16 protein-coding genes are annotated in these 17,583 nt (G+C 44.8%); 8 read left to right on the top strand and 8 right to left on the bottom strand.

Annotated features, from left to right (window positions below):
• Positions 1-12 precede the first annotated feature (12 nt).
• A complete protein-coding gene (locus MC7420_RS20405; protein ID WP_006102788.1) occupies positions 13-561 on the top strand; it encodes a Uma2 family endonuclease in 549 nt (182 codons plus the stop codon).
• Between the two features lie 195 nt (positions 562-756).
• On the opposite strand, the gene MC7420_RS40050 is transcribed toward MC7420_RS20405, so the two are convergent.
• The 5 genes from MC7420_RS40050 to MC7420_RS20385 form a co-directional block, all read right to left on the bottom strand.
• On the bottom strand, positions 757-909 hold the full coding sequence (locus tag MC7420_RS40050; protein ID WP_006102790.1) for a hypothetical protein: 153 nt from the start codon (positions 907-909) through the stop codon (positions 757-759).
• Between the two features lie 150 nt (positions 910-1,059).
• The gene (locus MC7420_RS20400) at positions 1,060-3,642 is read right to left on the bottom strand and encodes a M1 family metallopeptidase (protein ID WP_006102819.1); all 2,583 of its coding nucleotides are present in this window, start codon (positions 3,640-3,642) and stop codon (positions 1,060-1,062) included.
• 205 nt (positions 3,643-3,847) lie between these two features.
• On the bottom strand, positions 3,848-4,177 hold the full coding sequence (locus tag MC7420_RS20395; protein ID WP_044208580.1) for a HepT-like ribonuclease domain-containing protein: 330 nt from the start codon (positions 4,175-4,177) through the stop codon (positions 3,848-3,850).
• Positions 4,174-4,467 carry a nucleotidyltransferase family protein gene (locus MC7420_RS20390; RefSeq protein WP_044208670.1) on the bottom strand — a complete coding sequence of 98 codons (294 nt, stop codon included), beginning with the start codon at positions 4,465-4,467 and terminating at the stop codon, positions 4,174-4,176. The genes MC7420_RS20395 and MC7420_RS20390 overlap by 4 nt, the downstream gene beginning before the upstream one ends.
• Positions 4,468-4,653: 186 nt before the next feature.
• Positions 4,654-6,756, bottom strand: a complete 2,103-nt coding sequence (locus MC7420_RS20385; protein WP_006102641.1) for an S-layer homology domain-containing protein — start codon at positions 6,754-6,756, stop codon at positions 4,654-4,656.
• Between the two features lie 402 nt (positions 6,757-7,158).
• On the opposite strand from MC7420_RS20385, the gene MC7420_RS20380 reads away from it, so the two are divergent.
• The 5 genes from MC7420_RS20380 (at position 7,159) to MC7420_RS20370 (ending at position 10,089) form a co-directional block, all read left to right on the top strand.
• The gene (locus MC7420_RS20380; RefSeq protein WP_044208576.1) at positions 7,159-7,383 is read left to right on the top strand and encodes a hypothetical protein; all 225 of its coding nucleotides are present in this window, start codon (positions 7,159-7,161) and stop codon (positions 7,381-7,383) included.
• Between the two features lie 102 nt (positions 7,384-7,485).
• Positions 7,486-7,668: a hypothetical protein gene (locus tag MC7420_RS41680; RefSeq protein ID WP_198016511.1), complete on the top strand. Its 183-nt coding sequence runs from the start codon at positions 7,486-7,488 to the stop codon at positions 7,666-7,668.
• Between the two features lie 204 nt (positions 7,669-7,872).
• Positions 7,873-8,220, top strand: a complete 348-nt coding sequence (locus MC7420_RS20375; RefSeq protein ID WP_044208572.1) for a hypothetical protein — start codon at positions 7,873-7,875, stop codon at positions 8,218-8,220.
• A gap of 49 nt (positions 8,221-8,269) precedes the next feature.
• On the top strand, positions 8,270-8,419 hold the full coding sequence (locus tag MC7420_RS40045; RefSeq protein ID WP_006102697.1) for a hypothetical protein: 150 nt from the start codon (positions 8,270-8,272) through the stop codon (positions 8,417-8,419).
• Positions 8,420-8,430: 11 nt separating this feature from the next.
• Complete coding sequence (locus tag MC7420_RS20370; protein ID WP_006102644.1) at positions 8,431-10,089, top strand: alpha/beta hydrolase; 1,659 nt, start codon at positions 8,431-8,433, stop codon at positions 10,087-10,089.
• Positions 10,090-12,074: 1,985 nt separating this feature from the next.
• On the opposite strand, the gene MC7420_RS20365 is transcribed toward MC7420_RS20370, so the two are convergent.
• Both MC7420_RS20365 and MC7420_RS20360 read right to left on the bottom strand, forming a co-directional pair.
• Positions 12,075-12,482, bottom strand: coding sequence for an endonuclease domain-containing protein (locus MC7420_RS20365; RefSeq protein ID WP_232231748.1), 408 nt, complete (start codon positions 12,480-12,482; stop codon positions 12,075-12,077).
• A 137-nt stretch (positions 12,483-12,619) separates the two neighbouring features.
• The gene (locus MC7420_RS20360; RefSeq protein WP_044208569.1) at positions 12,620-15,556 is read right to left on the bottom strand and encodes a pentapeptide repeat-containing protein; all 2,937 of its coding nucleotides are present in this window, start codon (positions 15,554-15,556) and stop codon (positions 12,620-12,622) included.
• A gap of 47 nt (positions 15,557-15,603) precedes the next feature.
• Here MC7420_RS20360 and MC7420_RS40040 point away from each other — a divergent pair, with 47 nt between their 5' ends.
• Positions 15,604-15,807, top strand: coding sequence for a hypothetical protein (locus MC7420_RS40040; protein WP_157453254.1), 204 nt, complete (start codon positions 15,604-15,606; stop codon positions 15,805-15,807).
• Between the two features lie 21 nt (positions 15,808-15,828).
• Here MC7420_RS40040 and MC7420_RS20355 read toward each other — a convergent pair whose 3' ends face one another.
• A complete protein-coding gene (locus tag MC7420_RS20355) occupies positions 15,829-16,308 on the bottom strand; it encodes a hypothetical protein (protein ID WP_006102615.1) in 480 nt (159 codons plus the stop codon).
• Between the two features lie 318 nt (positions 16,309-16,626).
• On the opposite strand from MC7420_RS20355, the gene MC7420_RS20350 reads away from it, so the two are divergent.
• Positions 16,627-17,145 (top strand): type IV pilin-like G/H family protein, encoded by a 519-nt coding sequence (locus MC7420_RS20350; RefSeq protein ID WP_006102683.1) that lies wholly within the window; start codon positions 16,627-16,629, stop codon positions 17,143-17,145.
• The last annotated feature ends 438 nt before the right edge of the window (positions 17,146-17,583 follow it).

Here is a 17,583-nt window from a genome sequence, read left to right as displayed (position 1 = left end):
AACTCTCAAACAATGCTCATCTCAACAACTCCCTCAATTCACCCCCAACCCATCTCCCTAGACGACTGGATGGAAAATCCCCCCATTGGTACAGAATGGATCAATGGAGAATTAATCGAGACCAATGGCATGACACTCAAACATAGTGAAATTCAAGGTAACTTATACTTTTACTGGAGAACCCATAAAGACTCCAGTGAACTAGGTGGAAAAGTCTACACAGAAGCACCTTGTCGCACCAATAAACAAGGGCGTTGTCCTGATGTCGCCTATCTTCCCCCAGAACTCGTTACCCAATATGGTGATGCAAAAGTCCTCCCCCGAAGTTTTCCCCTGAGTGCAGAAATCGTTTCCCCCACGGATTTAGCTGAAGATGTGATTATCAAAGCCCAAGAATACTTACAATCGGGGGGTGAGGAAGTTTGGTTAGTCTTTCCAGAAAGCCGTTGGATTATTATCGCCACTCACAATCAGAGATTGGTGTTTACTTCTGGGGAAATGGTGAGTACACAAACTGTTTTATCTGGTTTCTGTATAACTGTTGATGAACTATTAGCCTAGAATAGCTCAAATAATTTCTATTTCAGTATTGACAAATGCCATGGTTTTGTGGGAGACTTACTTCATAATGGGAAAATGTGCCCGCCTATAGGGTCGATTTTCATCTCGATTCAACACAACTATTGAGTGAAGTCACGAGTTTAAGCTGGTCTCATCAATAAGAGTGTGAATTGTCCTAACCTTGAACAACATCTCTCAATCAGTTAAAGCGTCAAAACCTGTCAAAAATGTGGATGCGATACGTTCTCTTCGGAACAGGCTCCGCCAACGCGCTTTGATCAACAATTCCCAGTTATAGTAGTAGACACATCGATTAGGACTTTCGGCACCATTGTAGAGACGCGCCATGGCGCGTCTCTACATAAATGATGTGTCCTAACCGCTATGGCGGTTGCTATATCATCTCATTCAGGTGATTTCCAGCGTTCAATTATCCCGATGCAGCGATAAGATGAGAGGGCGCACGTCTATGCGCCCCTACAGTTAACCCATGACAAATCAAGACGATTTCGCTTCCAGGCTTTCTAGGCGGCTTTTGAGTTCCTGATTCTCTTGCTTAATCTGGTCAAGTTCTTCGCGAAGCTGTTTAATCGCTTTGTCTGAACCCACTCGCTTCTGCACCGTTTGAATCGCTTCTTCCGCCCGCCGACGCACACGCCCATCCGGTGTTTGATCACAGAGCGATCGCAAAACCCCAATCGCTTTGACAGTCTCCATTTGGGCTAAGGCGGAAACCACAGCCACTTGAGTCAGGAAGAATGATTCCCCAGATAACTCCTCTAACGCCTCCACTATCTCCTCTAGCTTATTCGGGGTTTGACCTGTGGAGATGGTGCCTAATGCGCGAATTGACGCCAATCGCAAGGGTTGAGGAACACCGGGCTTGGTATACTCCATAATTACATCTAACGCCTGGGGTGAAGACTTCATCTGACTCAATCCCGCGATCGCACCCGATCGCACCACTTCATTCCAACCTGCACGTTGATTGAGAATGGTAGTTAATAATTGTAGCACCTCATCTGCTTTATCTTTCATACTCCCAGACGCCAGTTTACCCAGCACTTTCGCCGCCGATGCTTCTACGTAATAACTCGCATCTCCCCCTTCTAACAGATGGTTTAAGGCTTGATAACTTTCAACCGTTTTCACCTTACTCAAGGCTTCAACCACCGATCGCCGCACCCGCGCATCTTTATCCTGCAATCCAGCAACTAAAGCAACAGAGGCTTGATCCAGTTTGACTTTTGCTAATTGTTTAGCCACTTCAACGCGCACCCCCCAGAAGGGATCATCCGTCAAGGCTTCTGCTAACGCCTGAACCACTTCTAATCCCCCCTTCTTCACTAACGCTTGGGCGGCGTAAATCCGGGAAACGGGGTCAGGGTCATGCTTTAGCTGGGCTTTCAGTTCAGCTAAAGGATACTCCAGCGTCACTGTTTTTAAGTAATTGTTCCCTGCATCAAAACTAATAAACTGGGGCTTTTTCTCCAAGGGGAAATAGAAACTCTGTTCCCGTTCATGGATGCGAACCTTAAACGTTTTCAGTGGGGAATCAGCATCAGTGTAACCAAAGGCGATGGGAATTTTTAGGTCAAATCGCTCATTCTTGCTACCATTTTGACTCTCTTTTACTTGAGTTTGGACAACCGTAACTTTCGCCAACTGGCTATCTCCATCCCAGGTGTAGCTAACTTTATAGTCGGGATGACCGCCTCGGAAGACATATTGATCAAACAGAAATAGAAGATTTCGACCCGTAGCTTTTTCAATTGCCCGTAATAGGTCAACAGTTTCTACGGTATTATGAGCATTATCTTGGACAAAGGTTTGAATGGTTTTCCAGAATAACTCATCCCCCAATTCTGCCCGGATTATATGATAAACACAAGCCCCTTTTTCATAAAGGTGGCGGTCATACAATTCAATGGCTTCTCGATAAATATGGGTAACAATGGGGCGGCGATAGCGGGAGGTGTCTTCGTGTATGTAGGTGCGGGCTTCATTAAGTAGGTAATACGCCGCATCATCTTTACCATACTCCTGTTCAGTCCACAAAACCTCCGTATAAGACGCCATTCCTTCCTTAATCCAAGCATGGGACCAATGCTTGATCACCACCAAGTCGCCAAACCATTGGTGTGCTAATTCGTGGGCGACTAAGCTTTCGGTACGCATCCCATCAAGCGCCGCCCGTTCATCGAGTAAACAGCGATCAGTGAGTAGGGTGGTGGAGGTGTTTTCCATCCCCCCAAAGATAAAATCATCAACACAAACTTGGGCGTATTTGGGATAAGGATAGGGATAGCCAAAGACATGACTATAGAATTCCATCATCTGGGGCGTTTTTCCCATACTGCGCCGCGCATCATCTTCTCGCCCTTTTTCTACATAATAGGTAACAGGTTTTCCTTGCCATTCATCGCGAATTTCGGCAAAGTCACCTACCGCCAAGGTCATTAAATAGGTAGGATGAACGTGGTTTTGTAACCAGTGATAAGTTGTGCGATCGCCCTCTTCTTGAGTACCGATTAGTTCCCCATTGGAGATCGCGATCAGCGGTTTAGGAACCGTGACACGCAGTTCAGAACTCGCTAATTGACCGGGATAATCGAAACAGGGGAACCAGAAGCGGGAGTCTTCATCTTCTCCCTGTGTCCACACCTGGGTGGGTTTATTGGGATAATCTTGGCTGGGGGTAATGAAATAGATACCCCGTTGCGGCTTCTCCACATGATACGCGATCGCGATTTTTACCTCTTTCCCCGCCTCAGTGGGGTTGCGAAGCTGGATCTGTAGTTGTTCTCCGTCACAGTCAAAGGGTTGGGATTCACCATCAATCTGCACCGATTCAATCGTCAGGTTCACTGCATCCAGGACAAACTGACGGATATCATTCCGCACTGGCGTTAGGGTAATGGTACAATTCCCTTCTAAGCGCTGCTTGGGGATATCCAAGACCAAATCCAGGAAAATATGATTCACTTGTCCCGGGCGATCGGGGTTGTAGTGGGGTCTAGCACCGGGTAATTCAAAGGACTTGTGACCGTTTTGATCCGAATCAAAATAAGACTGTGCCATGTGTGAATTTGTCAAACGTTAACAGAACAACTACAGGTATCTCTTCCTTCCAGGTTAGCTTGTCTCCCCGACTCCCAGTCAATGGGAAACCAGCGTTTTAACTTAGAACTCTCTTAACCTTAAACAATCACGGCTCAAAAAATTATTGTATGTAGGGTGGGTTAGGCGGTGTTTCCACCAGGACAATAACTATTTAATGAATGAATTATCCGCCGTAACCCACCAATATTAAGGCTGTAGCGTCTATCTGAACCGCTTGCCAAATTATTTCCACATCTGTATTAAAATAATCATGAATCAGTTTATCCCGCATTCCAGCAATATCTCTCCAAGGAATATCAGGATATTGATTTCTCACTGAATCAGGTACTCGCTTCACCGCTTCACCAATAATTTCCATCGCTCTTGAAACCGCAAAAACCTTCTCCAAATTTTGTGAGAAAGCTTCAAACTCAATACCTGCGGTAAACTGTTCAATAGCAGCAACAGCATCCAAAATATCCTGTAAATAGTCCTCCACTTGCCGTTTGGTCACAGGTAAACAACCTCCGCCAAAACCCGCTCTCCAATTCGAGGCTTCAAGCCTCCCTTATGCACCAGATCAACCTTAACTCCTAGGTTGTCAGTAAGATAATTCTCCAAATTGATGAACTTTAACAAACTAGGTGTCTGGGAAAACTCCACCAGCACATCAACATCGCTCGTTTCAGTCTGTTCTTTTCTCACGTAGGAACCAAAAATACCGATTTCCCTAACCTGATAACGTTCCTGCAACACTGACTTATTTTGCCCAAGCCATTGCTTGATTTCCTCTAGAGTTTTCATCATCCCAATCTTACCTTGAGTCAGTACGGTGTTAATCTAGCTTACACCAATCCAGATGAGAACTTGAATAGTGGGTGTTCTGGGCGAAAATATAGCAATAGACACATCGATTAGGACGTTCGGCACCATTGTAGAGACGTTGCATGCAACGTCTCTACATAAATGATGGGTTAATACGTTCCCCTTTTAAGCGGACACAATGTAATCCGAATCAATCGCACTCACTTTATTCTCATCCACTAATGCTTGATAAACCATAGCCGCCACCTCACCACGGGTAGCCGCTTTGGTTGGATTAAGTTTTTTGACATCGGGGTGATTCACCACAATTTGTTTTTTCGTTGCTGTGACTACTTCCTCCTTACCATAGTCAGGAATATCATCGCTATCCTCGTAAACATTTAAGGCATTATCATCAGATTCTGATAATCCTAATCCATTCACCAAAGACACCAGAACCTGAACCCGTTCAACATTATCTCCCTGGCGGAACATATCACCGGGATAACCAGACAGAAATTCGCCGCGATAGGCTGTTTGAATCGCATCCTTTGCCCAAGACTTATCGCTAACATCGAGGAAGTTTTTGGCTTCCCGTTTGGGTTCAGGGTCAAAGGCTTTAACCAATAATGCCGCATATTGGGCGCGGGTCATTTTTTCATTGGGTTTAAATGTACCATCGCCAAAACCGCTAATTAAGCCTTTGGCGAGTAATCCTTCAATAAACAGTTTTGCCCAGTGGTTTTGGATATCGGCGAAGGTTTTGGGTTTGTCATCATCGGAAATAGCGCTAACAATATAGTCTGAGTTAACTTCACTCACCTGATTCGCATCAACCAGCGCCTGATATACCATAGCGGCTACCTCAGCCCGGGTAGCATCTTTGGTCGGATCAAGTTGTTTGGTATCCGGATAACTCACCACAATTTCTTTCTTCGTTGCCGTGTTGACTTCATCTTTGGCATAATCCGGAATAGCGTCGCGATCGCTATAGGTATTAAACACGGTTCCATCACTTGCCGATAACCCCAATCCATTCACTAAAGACACAATCACTTGCGCCCGTTGCACATTATCATTGGGTTTAAAGATATTGTTAGGAAAACCCGATAGGAATTCGCCGCGATAAGCCTGTTGAATCACATCCTTTGCCCAGAAATCATCAGCAACATCGGTGAAATTTATCCCATCCCGTTTCGTCGAGGGGTTGAAGGCTTTCACTAATAACGCCGTATATTGAGCGCGGGTCATTTTTTCATCGGGCTTAAATGTACCATCTTTAAAGCCGCTAATTAATCCTTTGTCGAGTAATCCTTGAATAAAGGGTTTTGCCCAGTGGTTTTGAATATCGGAAAAGCTATCCGGTGCTTGACCTCCATCATCACCGTCATCACCATTTCCACCGCCACCATCGCTGATACTGCCTTCAATTTGAATTAATCCACTCACTTGATTACTCGTCAACTGATTTCCCCAAGACAGCAGCGTATTTTTGCTGGAGTTGAGAATCGCAAATTTGCCATTGTTGCGAAAAATATTATTACCCAGATCCTCTTTGCTTTTGCCTAAATCAGGCTCGGCATTACCTGTCACAGCAATACCGTATTCTTCATTATCTTCAATGGTGTTATTTCGCAGGATAGGTTTAGAATCGACAGAAATTCCCACGCCGAATCGGTTTTCGGTAATGAGATTATCGACAACTCGCGGCGTCGCCTCACCATCAATACTAATCCCATAACCTGCTCCTTTACAGGTATTATCTTTAATTTCTCCTTGAGCCTTTTTGGTAAAGGAGATGCCATTGCCACCGTTATCAATAAAGTCATTATTAACAAGGTTAGGTTTAGCGGTTCCGGTAGCTAAAACCCCTTCGCGATCGCATTGAGTAAAGGTACAGTTTGTTATAGTCGGATCAGTCGATTCAATCCAAATCCCTGTGCCGCGTGTGGCTTTATTCGTCACCGTGACACCGCGCACTTCGGTTGTATCTTCCAGTAAAAGGGTTATATTTTGTTTAGCCAGTGTGGGGCTAATATACTCGCCATTCCCTTCAATTACAATACCATCGCCTTTATTCTGTTCATTGCCTACCAGTTTGACCCCAGATGGGACTTGCAGTGGGAAAATCTCGCCACTCGTCGCATTATAGGTTCCCGCCGCCAGTTGGATAGTTGTATCGGCTTGGGCTTGTTGCAGGGCTTTGGACAAGGTTTTAAAGGGAGCAGATTGATCACCCGCCGCGCTATCGTTTCCGGTAGCGGGATTAACGTAAAGAGTTTGAGCCATAATGTAATCTATCTATCGAAACAATAATTGGAGTATTGACTTGAGATAATGGTGAATGTTTCCCAGCATAGGCTCGACTTGTAGCCAAAATCATCCTTCATTAGGATGAAATCTAGCTACTCCCGGTTCCTGAAAATGACATACTTTTAACCTTCAAATCACCTTCTCAACTTAAGTTGAGAGACGTGCGGGTTAAGTGGTTTCTGCCAAACCGGAGTCAGCTTGCTGATGGGACGGTTTGTTAGTCGTGGCTGATTTACAATCGGCTGTGCTGGTTTGGGATCAGGATATAGAGGGATGTGCGATCGCGGTTAAAGGATTCTTGGCGATGATTTGATCGGCTCGCATCCCTGACTACGATCACGGCGCTAGAATGAATATAGCTCGACCTCCCGGAAAACAATGGCTTTAGAACCCTGTAAGGTGTGTGGTTCCCTAACTAGCACGAATGATGAAATTTGCATGATTTGTGGCTATCCGGCGAAAGGACACCCGAAGACGATTTGGTTAAAGTGGATTGCGCTGATTCTGGCGCTGGCTATTGGTTTACCTTTAATTATCGCTACATTTCAAAATCTCGTGAGTTCAGAGACGCCGATTCAATCCGTACCCTCTGAAAGTAAGTAATACCGAGTTGCGCTCAAACATAGTAGATAGGAAAAGCTGGGGAAGCTGGGGAAGCTGGGGAAGCACCATTGTAGAGACGCGCCATGGCGCGTCTCTACATAAATGATGTGTCCTAACCGCTATGGCGGTTGCTATAACTCAAAACTCTACCTTACCTATTGCCTATTGCCTATTGCCTATTGCCTATTGCCTATTGCCTATTCCCTATTCCCTATTCCCTGGCGCGTAGCGCTATATCTGCATCTCGATGAGAAGCCGATGAGTTCTCAAAGTTTTCAGTCATAAACTCCGATAACCACCCGTTTGAATGAGGATGTTGAGTCAAATCGATTATCCTCTAGATTCTAATGCACATCTGTGAATGTCCCTACACAAAGCCACTACTCTCTCTATTCTCCGATTACAACAAAAACATAGACAGGATGTATTCGGCTATTGATTCCCGGAACGCGATCGCGAAACGGTTCATCTGAGAGAAGGAGACTAATAATGCATTATCAAAAATACACTGATGAATCCCCAACCCGCTTATCGCGTCTCCAGGTGTTCAATAGTACATACGCTCTAGATGAAAAGCAACTGGATGGAAATCTGCAAGATGTATCACTGACTAACCCGGAATCGATTCCTTTCGTTGAGTTTATTCCCGCGACATCGAAATCGCCGCAGCGATTCGTCGGAATTGTGGGTGTGGTGATTCTCTTGGCGGTATTGGGGATAAGTGGCGCGATCGCGTTACCAAAATTTCTGCGGGTGAGTACATCCCTCGGTGATGCCAATTCTACTACAGGATTTAACTGGCATTCCCCAGACATTGATATCCAGGATGTCAACTGACGATTATCCCTTGCTTACATGAATCAGACGGTAGTCGGGATGAAGGACAATGAATGAACATCATTATTATATTGGTTTACTGCTGATCTTGCTGGTATTCGGGTTTGAACTCCTAGTTCAGTCAGCCGATATAAACAGCGAACAACGAGTGCGATCGCGTGCGTCTCGTCAGGAAGATAGTTTGTTAGTCAGTCGTTGAGATGGAATGGGATGAATCAGCGTTATTACCGGAGTTTAGGATTAAGTTTATTCCTCTTTTGTGTGGGAGTTCTGCTATGGACAGGTTTTCAGCTAACTTTCGGTATTGAATCTAAATCCGTCGCGATTCCGATCAACGCTAAACAGAATTTAATCACTCGCATTTATACGCCTAAAACGACACCGAAACCCCAACCCGTGATGATTTTATGTCATGGGGTGAATGCGAGTAAAGAAAGCATGACGCCTTTAGCGATAGAGTTAGCCAGACATGGAATTGCAGCCATTGCTTTTGACTTTGGCGGCTATGGAGAATCCTATTCTTTGGGGATGCAAAATAAATCGATTAATAGCCTAGAAACCAGTACCGTTGCTGATGCGAAAGCCGTCTTAGAGTTTGTGCGATCGCGAAGCGTGTCCGAGGATGTATCGCATTCCTCCCAGTTTGATTCTAAACGTATTGGCATTGCAGGTCATTCCATGGGGGGAACCACTGCATTAAAATTAGCTGAACTTGAGTCTCAAATACAAGCCACAGTTGTCCTGAGTATCAGTGGATTTGCCACGCCCACCATTCCCAAGAATCTCTTTCTGGGTGTTGGCTTATACGAACAACTGAATCCGCCGTCAGAGTTGCGCCAAATGTGGCAAACGGTTTGTCCGGATGGGATTTGTAATAATTTTGAGAACGGAACCGCGCGTCGGTTAGTTATCTCTGATACCACGGATCATTTTACTGCACCTTACGACCCAAAGTTAATCCGTCAAGTGATTCACTGGACACAACAGGCTTTTGATCTGCCGCTTCAAGAGAAACCTTTAATTGTTCCCTGGTTTATTGTTGGCGGAATTGGTACAGTTAGCGGCAGTATTGTCGGAAGTGTTTGGCTAGTTCTGCGTTGGCAGAATTCAAAGCCTCTCTCCTTGCAGGAGAGAGGTTTGGAGAGAGGTTTCTCCAAATCCCCAAAAGTAAGAATTCGATACAGTGTAACTGGAGTTTGGGGGATTGTTATCCTAATATGCTGGATAGCCGGAACGAGTAATCTTTTCGTATTATGTAGCCTCCTGCAATTGGTGAGTAATTATGGTTTGCGTCATCCCGGAAAGATTAACCAAGCGGTACGAATTACCGGATTGTATTTCGGTTTAGGGTTAGCTGCTTTCTGCTTATCGGGTTTACTCCGGGGTGCGGTTGAATTGTGGCATCATCCCTTATCATGGCTCAAACTCCCCCAATTTTTACTACAATGGATTATCTTTATTTTTTATAACTATGGCATCGCCATGAAAGTGGCTGTTTTAGATGCGTACACGTTTAAGTTACAACCGAGTTGGTTCTTTCTCCTCATCATCGGATGTGAGTTAATCCAACCGGGTATTATTTTAACCGGGGTGGAAAAAGTCGGGGTTTGGCTGGTTCAATGGTTACGTCGTCCGCTAACTGTAACCGGATTGGGTAAAGTGTCTGGAAAAGAGGCGGGATTAATCGGAATATTGGTGGTGTTACTCATCGTTTTATTACATCAGCGCCGTGGGGATATTAGTCAAGTTGCCAGTCAGGGAATCGCCGCGCTGGAAGTGTTTGGACTATTGCTAGTGTTACCGATTGGGGTAGGGATTGGAATTGTGCGATCGCGTTGGTTTCAGCGTCTGGAAAATCGGTTAACTTAAAACGAATGCCACTGACTTTAGAGTTTGTAGTAAGCGCTTTAGCGCTTCTGGCACTAAAGTGCCTACTACTTACTTAATCTTAACCCCTCTCCCCCAGCCCCTCTCCCACCCAGGGGAGAGGGGAGAATACAGGGGAATTTAGGTTATGTATTTTCCGTAAATAATAGAGAATAGCAAGATTATTTTTAGTTCTATTTTATCTTGACAAAAGAAGAGGAAATTGATGCACTATCCGGTTCCCCTTCTCGCCATGAAACCCAAGCTATTGCATCCTTTGTTCTCCATCTGTTTACTTAATCTTAACCCCTCTCCCCCAGCCCCTCTCCCACCCAGGGGAGAGGGGAGAATACAGGGGAATTTAGGTCATGTATTATCAATGAATAATAGAGAATAGCAAGGCTATTCTTAGTTCTATTTTATCTTGATAGGAGAAGAAGAAATTGATGCCCTGTCCGGTTCCCCTTCTCCCCCTGAAACCCAAGCTCTTGCATCCTTTGTTCTCCATCCGTTTACTTGACTTCACCCCTCTCCCCCAGCCCCTCTCCCACCCAGGGGAGAGGGGAGAATACAGGGGAATTTAGGTTATGTATTTTCCGTAAATAATAGAGAATAGCAAGGCTATTTTGAGTTCTATTTTATCTTGATAAAAGAAGAAGAAATTGATGCACTATCCGGTTCCCCTTCTCCCCATGAAACCCAAGCTATTGTATCCTTTGTCCTCCATCCGTTTACTTAATCTTAACCCCTCTCCCCCAGCCCCTCTCCCACCCAGGGGAGAGGGGAGAATACAGGGGGATTTAGGTTATGTATTTTCCGTAAATAATAGAGAATAGCAAGGCTATTCTTAGTTCTATTTTATCTTGATAGGAGAAGAAGAAATTGATGCACTATCCGGTTCCCCTTCTCCCCTGGGTGGGAGAAGGGGTTAGGGGATGAGGGGGGAAATGCCAAGGAGTAGATAGACACAGTAGGGGAGAATAAAAGTGACTTTAGGTTATGTATTTTCCGTAAATAATAGAGAATAGCAAGGTTATTTTTAGTTTCATTTTATCTTAACAAAAGAGGGATAAATTGATGCACTATCCGGTTCCCCTTCTCCCCTGGGTGGGAGAAGGGGTTAGGGGATGAGGGGGAAAATGCCAAGGAGTAGATAGACACAGCAGGGAATAATAAAGGTGACTTTAGGTTGTGTATTTTCCGTGAATAATAGAGAATAGCAAGGCTATTCTTAGTTCTATTTTATCTTGACAAAAGAAGAGGAAATTGATGCACTATCCGGTTCCCCCTTCTCCCCATGAAACCCAAGCTATTGTATCCTTTGTCTTCCATCCGTATACTTAATCTTAACCCCTCTCCCCCAGCCCCTCTCCCACAAGGGGAGAGGGGAGAATACAGGGGAATTTAGGTTATGTATTTTCCGTAAATAATAGAGAATAGTAAGGTTATTTTTAGTTCTATTTTATCTTGACAAAAGAAGAAAAAATTGATGCCCTATCCGGTTCCCCTTCTCCCCTGGGTGGGAGAAGGGGTTAGGGGATGAGGGGGGAAATGCCAAGAAGTAGATAGACACAGTAGGGGAGAATAAAAGTGACTTTAGGTCATGTATTTTCAATTAATAACAGAGCAAATCAAGATTATTTTTAGTTCTATTTTATCTTGACAAAAGAAGAATAAATCGATGCACTATCCGGTTCCCCTTCTCCCCATGAAACCCAAGCTCTTGCATCCTTTGTTATCCATCCGTTTACTTAATCTTAACCCCTCTCCCCCAGCCCCTCTCCCACAAGGGGAGAGGGGAGAATACAGGGGAATTTAGGTTATGTATTTTCAGTGAATAATAGAGAATAGCAAGGTTATTTTTAGTTCTATTTTATCTTAATAAAAGAGGGATAAATTGATGCACTATCCGGTTCCCCTTCTCCCCTGGGTGGGAGAAGGGGTTAGGGGATGAGGGGGAAAATGCCAAGAAGTACACAGACACCCCCTTAACTTGACACCAATGGGGGATGAGGGTGTCCAAACTCCCCGCGAATTCGACTCAAAACCTCTGGCAAATTCCTCTCCACCTCCTCACTACTAACTCTGACAAATCGTAACCCTAAAGACTCCAAAAGTTGCTGTCGTTGCTCATCCAAATCTTTCTGAGACTCATGAATTCCACCATCAACCTCGACAATCAACTGCTCAGATGCACAGAAAAAATCAACGATAAATCGCCCGATGGGTTGCTGACGCCGAAACTTTCGCCCCTCTAGCTGCTTTTTCCTTAAGGCTTGCCATAAAATTGCCTCACTCGGCGTTGGTTTCTTGCGAAACTGACGGGCAATTTCTATCATCTTCTGTTCTAATTGTCTCGGAACTTCCCATCGCTCTACATTTTCAGTTCTTTTCACAGCGTTACCTCTCAAGAGTGAATTGTGTAGGGGCGGGTTTTACTACTATCTTCTCGGTGACACCCCGATGTAACTAAACCCGCCCCGACTCAGGTTTCTCTCTCCGAGAAGGCTTCACCTACATTCCTCAACCCAACCTACAAAGTTTGCTCGGTTTCTGGAGAGCTAATCGGTACTTTGCCCTCAAGGATTGTTCCCTTAAGATTCGCCTCAAAAAGATTCGCCCATTCAAGAGTCGCCCCTTCAAAATTCGCCCCTTCAAAATTCGCCTCAAAAAGATTCGCCCTTTTAAGATTCGCCCTTTTAAGATTCGCCCTTTTAAGATTCGCCCCTTTAAGATGCGCTCCTTCAAGATTCGCCCCTTCAAAATTCGCATCAAAAAGATTCGCCTCAAAAAGATTCGCCCTTTTAAGATTCGCCCATTCAAGATTCGCCTCAAAAAGAGTCGCCCTTTTAAGATTCGCCCCTTCAAAATTCGCCTCTTCAAGATTCGCCTCTTCAAGATTCGCCCCTTTAAGATTCGCCTCTTCAAGATTCGCCCCTTCAAGATTCGCCCTTTTAAGATTCGCCCGTTCAAGATTCGCCCCTTCAAAATTCGCCTCAAAAAGATTCGCCTCAAAAAGATTCGCCTCAAAAAGATTCGCCCTTTTAAGATTCGCCTCTTCAAGATTCGCCCCTTCAAAATTCGCCCCTTCAAAATTCGCCCAGTAGAAATCTTTGAAGACAAGCACGCAACCTCGCAAGTCTAAAAAGCTTAAACAACTTAAGCAAAACACATCTTTATCAATTCGTTGTCCATGCAGCCGAGAAATCCAATTACCAAAAGCATCCTCAGAATGCCATTTAATCTCCGACAATTTCTCAGTCAAACGCGCACAACTATTAAGAACCGCTAACAAAGCTTCCTCCGCATTCCGTGCTTGTCGGTTTTCTTCCTGAAAATTAGGACGAGGTTCTAGCCTCTCCATAGGCATTCCGTGCTTCAACATGAAACTAATCAGATCACACAGAGTATCCTGCCACTTTGCCACATCCTCTGGCTTCTTTTGATAATGCAGCCGCATTTCATCTAAAACAAACTGAAACAAATACTCATCCATTGCTGTAGAACCACAGACTAACGCCCAGCGATGTAACGCTCGACGTTCATCCCAATCTTCATAAGGATCATCATCGCGGGCTTCTAATTTGCAGTGAATATACCGCACTTCCTGGACAATGCGTCTGGCGGTTAAATATTCGCCAAAACTTTTGTGGGTAAATTCAAAGGTTTTGTCACCGGAATCATTATGTCCACTTTGACGGAAATAGAACGCCGTCATTAAACGAGTAATGCTGGCTTTCGCATCATCTTGAAAGCCTTCTTGAAATCGCTTGAGCAGATTTTTAAGGTTGCTATTGTCACAATGGTTTTCAATGTCTCGCACGGTAGTTGTCCGCCCATTCCCATGCCAAGCAGCCAGGGCAATTTCTTCGAGAATCCGAATAAAATCTCTTTCCTCAATTCCCTGAATCGCTCTATGTTGATGTCCTGCCCACCCTCGCTCATAAATGGCTTTGAGTAAGTCATTATAAATGGCATTTAAGTTAGTGTCTTTGGAAAAGGTTAGTTTTCCCCGTCTTAAACTGAGAGCCACTAGATAATTGAGCAAGGGTTGAGCAGTAATTTCAGTTAAATTACCCTGGTCTAATTCATTGGGTAAACCCGTATAGCCATAACCACTGACTGTACCATAATTTTGCCACCAATTCTGGCGCTGGTCTTGTTCTAGTAGCTGGTTCTCATCAACATAATTTTTTCGCTTATTTTCAGGGATAAAGTAGGGTAAAACGTGCAAGATTTGTCCCTCTTTGCGAAAGTCGGTTTCATTTGCCTGCATTGCCAATTCTCGTCCGGCAATCAGTACCTGTAAGCAGAGTTCTCGCTGGTTTAATCGGTCAACGGTGCGCTGGACTTCTCGGACAAAATCTTGGGCGATTTTCTCGGCAATTTTCCCCTGCATGGCTAACTCATCCAGTCCATCAAAAATAATTAAGAGGCGAGATTCGCGACAGTCGGCGGCTAGGGGATTGTGCAAAATGCCGTCTGTATGGACGAATTTACCCACAGCATCAATTAAATCATCGGCGGGATTAAAATGATGCAGAGGAATCAATAAAACTGGAATCTTATCTGTTTCTGCTAGGTTGGCGGCAAACATTTTAGCAAAGGAGGATTTGCCACTACCGGGACTGCCACTAATTAAGCGAATGGCATCATCTTTTTTGGCTTGATTCAGCCAGGTTTTGAGTTCTTTGTCTAACTCAATGACGACGCGCTCAAATTTATCACGACTTGCCAGTCTTGGGTCTAATTCTTCCGGATTTTGTCCTTCAACTTTACGCTTATAGTACGCCCGTAGCGGCACATAGACGCGCTTGAGGCTAAAGGCTTCTAAAAACATTGGTTCTTCCACTTGTTTTTGTAGCCAAGTTTCATATTTGAACCATGCCTGAATGCGTTGATTGGCTTGGGTGAAGGGAGTATCGAGCCTTTCTTTCAGTACGGCATAGTCTTTTGCCTGATTTCCCCACTCGTGATGGAGTGCGGCGGCAAAGTAGATGGGGAGTCTATCGCTAATGGCGATAGCATCAGCTTCGCTGACTTGACATTGCTTTAACCAACTTACAAAGGTGGGTTTGATGGCGGCAATAATCGGGTCTTTATCGGGATGTTTAAAAAAATTATGGTTAAGGGTTAAACTGCTAGTGGCTAATGCCTGGTTAATTTCTTGGTGTAAGGCTTTAATATTAATATGATTGGGGTCGAGTTCGGTTTTCTCATCAATTAAATTTTTCATTGCCTGGAGCAAAGAACGGTAAATGAGTAACCAGGCTATTTCTTTGGCATTAGCGGCTAAACCTAGGGCGGATAGAACGTCAACGGCGTTTCCAGCTAGACTATCCCATTTGCCAAACAGGACATCAATCCCTCCTTTTCCTACAGCTTTTGAGAAATCGGTGAAGTTAATTTTAATGGATTTCTTCAATACCGGAGTCGGCTGGCTGATGGGGAGTCCAGATTCGTTTGTCATGATGGGTTTAGGGGAATTGTTACAGTGTCATAATGTAGAGACGCGCCATGGCGCGTCTCTACAGGGTATGGGAACAGGGCATTTTGACCTCGAAACACGGCATTTCGACTTCGGAACAGGAACATCCTCCTTCGGAACAGGAACATCCTCCTTCGGAACAGGAACATCCTCCTTCGGAACGGGAACATTCCCCTTCGGAACGGGAACATTCCCCTTCGGAACTCGAAACACCGAGTAAAAGACTCAAATAACCGAGATTTGAGGGTCAACATTTAGGATGGTTCTGGCGTGGGAGTGTCTCCATGGTTAGACTTGCGCGATTTTTGGGCAAACCGTTGTCCCATTTCCTCGACGAGGGTATCCAATCCACCGACATTCCCACTGGCTTTAGCATATCTATACACCTGCAATGCAGCAGTATAGGCTTCACTACCCACCGCCAAATAGGTATCATCGAGTAATTCGTGTAATTGTGCGATCGCCAGCAACAGGGGATACAATGTTTCCGACAATTGTACATCCTTGCGAAATTCCTCGATATCAAAGGATCTGGGTAAGAAGTCGGGATTCTGTGTCGCCACCTCTAACGCTTTACTGACAAAGGCTTGACTCTTATCCCCCATCTTAGGTAATGCTTTGCGTTCCTCTGGACTCAAATCGACTAAGAAGGGTAAGTTGGTTTTAATCGTCGCTACCGCTTGCATCACAGCTTCTCGTTGTTCTGGTGTTAATGTTGCGCTAATTGGAGTCATGGTTTTCGAGCCTACTCTAACGACTATTTTACCAATCTTCCCCAACTCTCACCTTGGCGATAGTATTTCCTTCTCTCCCCCAGCTTGCAGGTGTCGGTTGTTTATTTCATGGATAGACGCCAATAAATTCAACCGAATATAGGGTCAAGGTTTCCTTAGATGAAGGATAGATTATTCTCTTGCTCCCCTCTCCCGTGCGTGGGAGAGGGGCTGGGGGTGAGGGGTTAAAATAAAGTCGATGAGAAGTCGATGAGTTCTCAGTCAGAATCTCAAAACCTTACCTGATTTAATCAAGGTGTAGAGTTAAATCATAATCTTATGGGCAGGAAAACCGCAACAGATGCAACTGGCGTAGGATGCTTTCTAGGATTGATGTTACTGATAGCCGGATTTATTTACATCCTTGCACCTATGTTTTTGAATCAAGTGTTTTTGAATCAAGCCAATAAAACCAAAGAATCAGAAGGTAGAACCTACGTAGGTTCTATGAACCGCGCCCAGCAAGCCTACTATTTAACTGAACAAAGCTTTAGCCGTAACATTCATGATCTAGGTTTGGGGATTCAGGCTGAAACAGAAAGCTACACCTACTCAACACAGACAACAGGCAAAGCTGCATTTAACTATGCCATATCTCGTCATGACCAAGTTCCTAGTTATGTCGGTGCAGTTTTTGTTGTTCCCGCAACTGACGTTGATGCTGATGCTGCATCGGATGAAATAACTACAGTTGCTATTCTATGTGAAGCGGATACACCGGGTTCAATTAAACCTGTAGTACCTACCTATCAAAAGGGTGAACTGGTTTGCGGTGAAGGGACAATCTTACTCAGATAGGAATAAGTTGAACAATTCTGCAACTGCTTCGTTAATTTAGGGTTGCTTACATTAATGAAGTATTTAGATAAGGGCGCAAGCCTTCATCCGTGTCAACTTAAGCTCAACCCCTCACCCACGCCAGCCCCTCTCCGACCCCCCTCGTTCCCCCCTACAAGAGGGGGGATGACAGAGGATACTTCGTTTTTGTGGCAGGGGGGAGGACAGATGATGCTTCGCTTTTTTGGCAGGGGGGAGGACAGAGGATGCTTCGCTTTTATGGCACGGGAGAGGGGAGCAAGAGCATCCGATCCCCCTTCTCCCCACGGTGGGAGAAGGGGTTAGGGGATGAGGGGGAAATGTCAAGCAGTAAATAGACACAGCTTAAAACCTCGTCAGCATTGGTTTTCTACCTTAAGTTGACACGGATGGCAAGGATGGTGCCCCTACATTTGGACT

It is taken from the genome of Coleofasciculus chthonoplastes PCC 7420 (genome assembly GCF_000155555.1).
Lineage (GTDB): Bacteria > Cyanobacteriota > Cyanobacteriia > Cyanobacteriales > Coleofasciculaceae > Coleofasciculus > Coleofasciculus chthonoplastes_A.
This window is presented reverse-complemented; position numbering and strand designations above follow the sequence as displayed.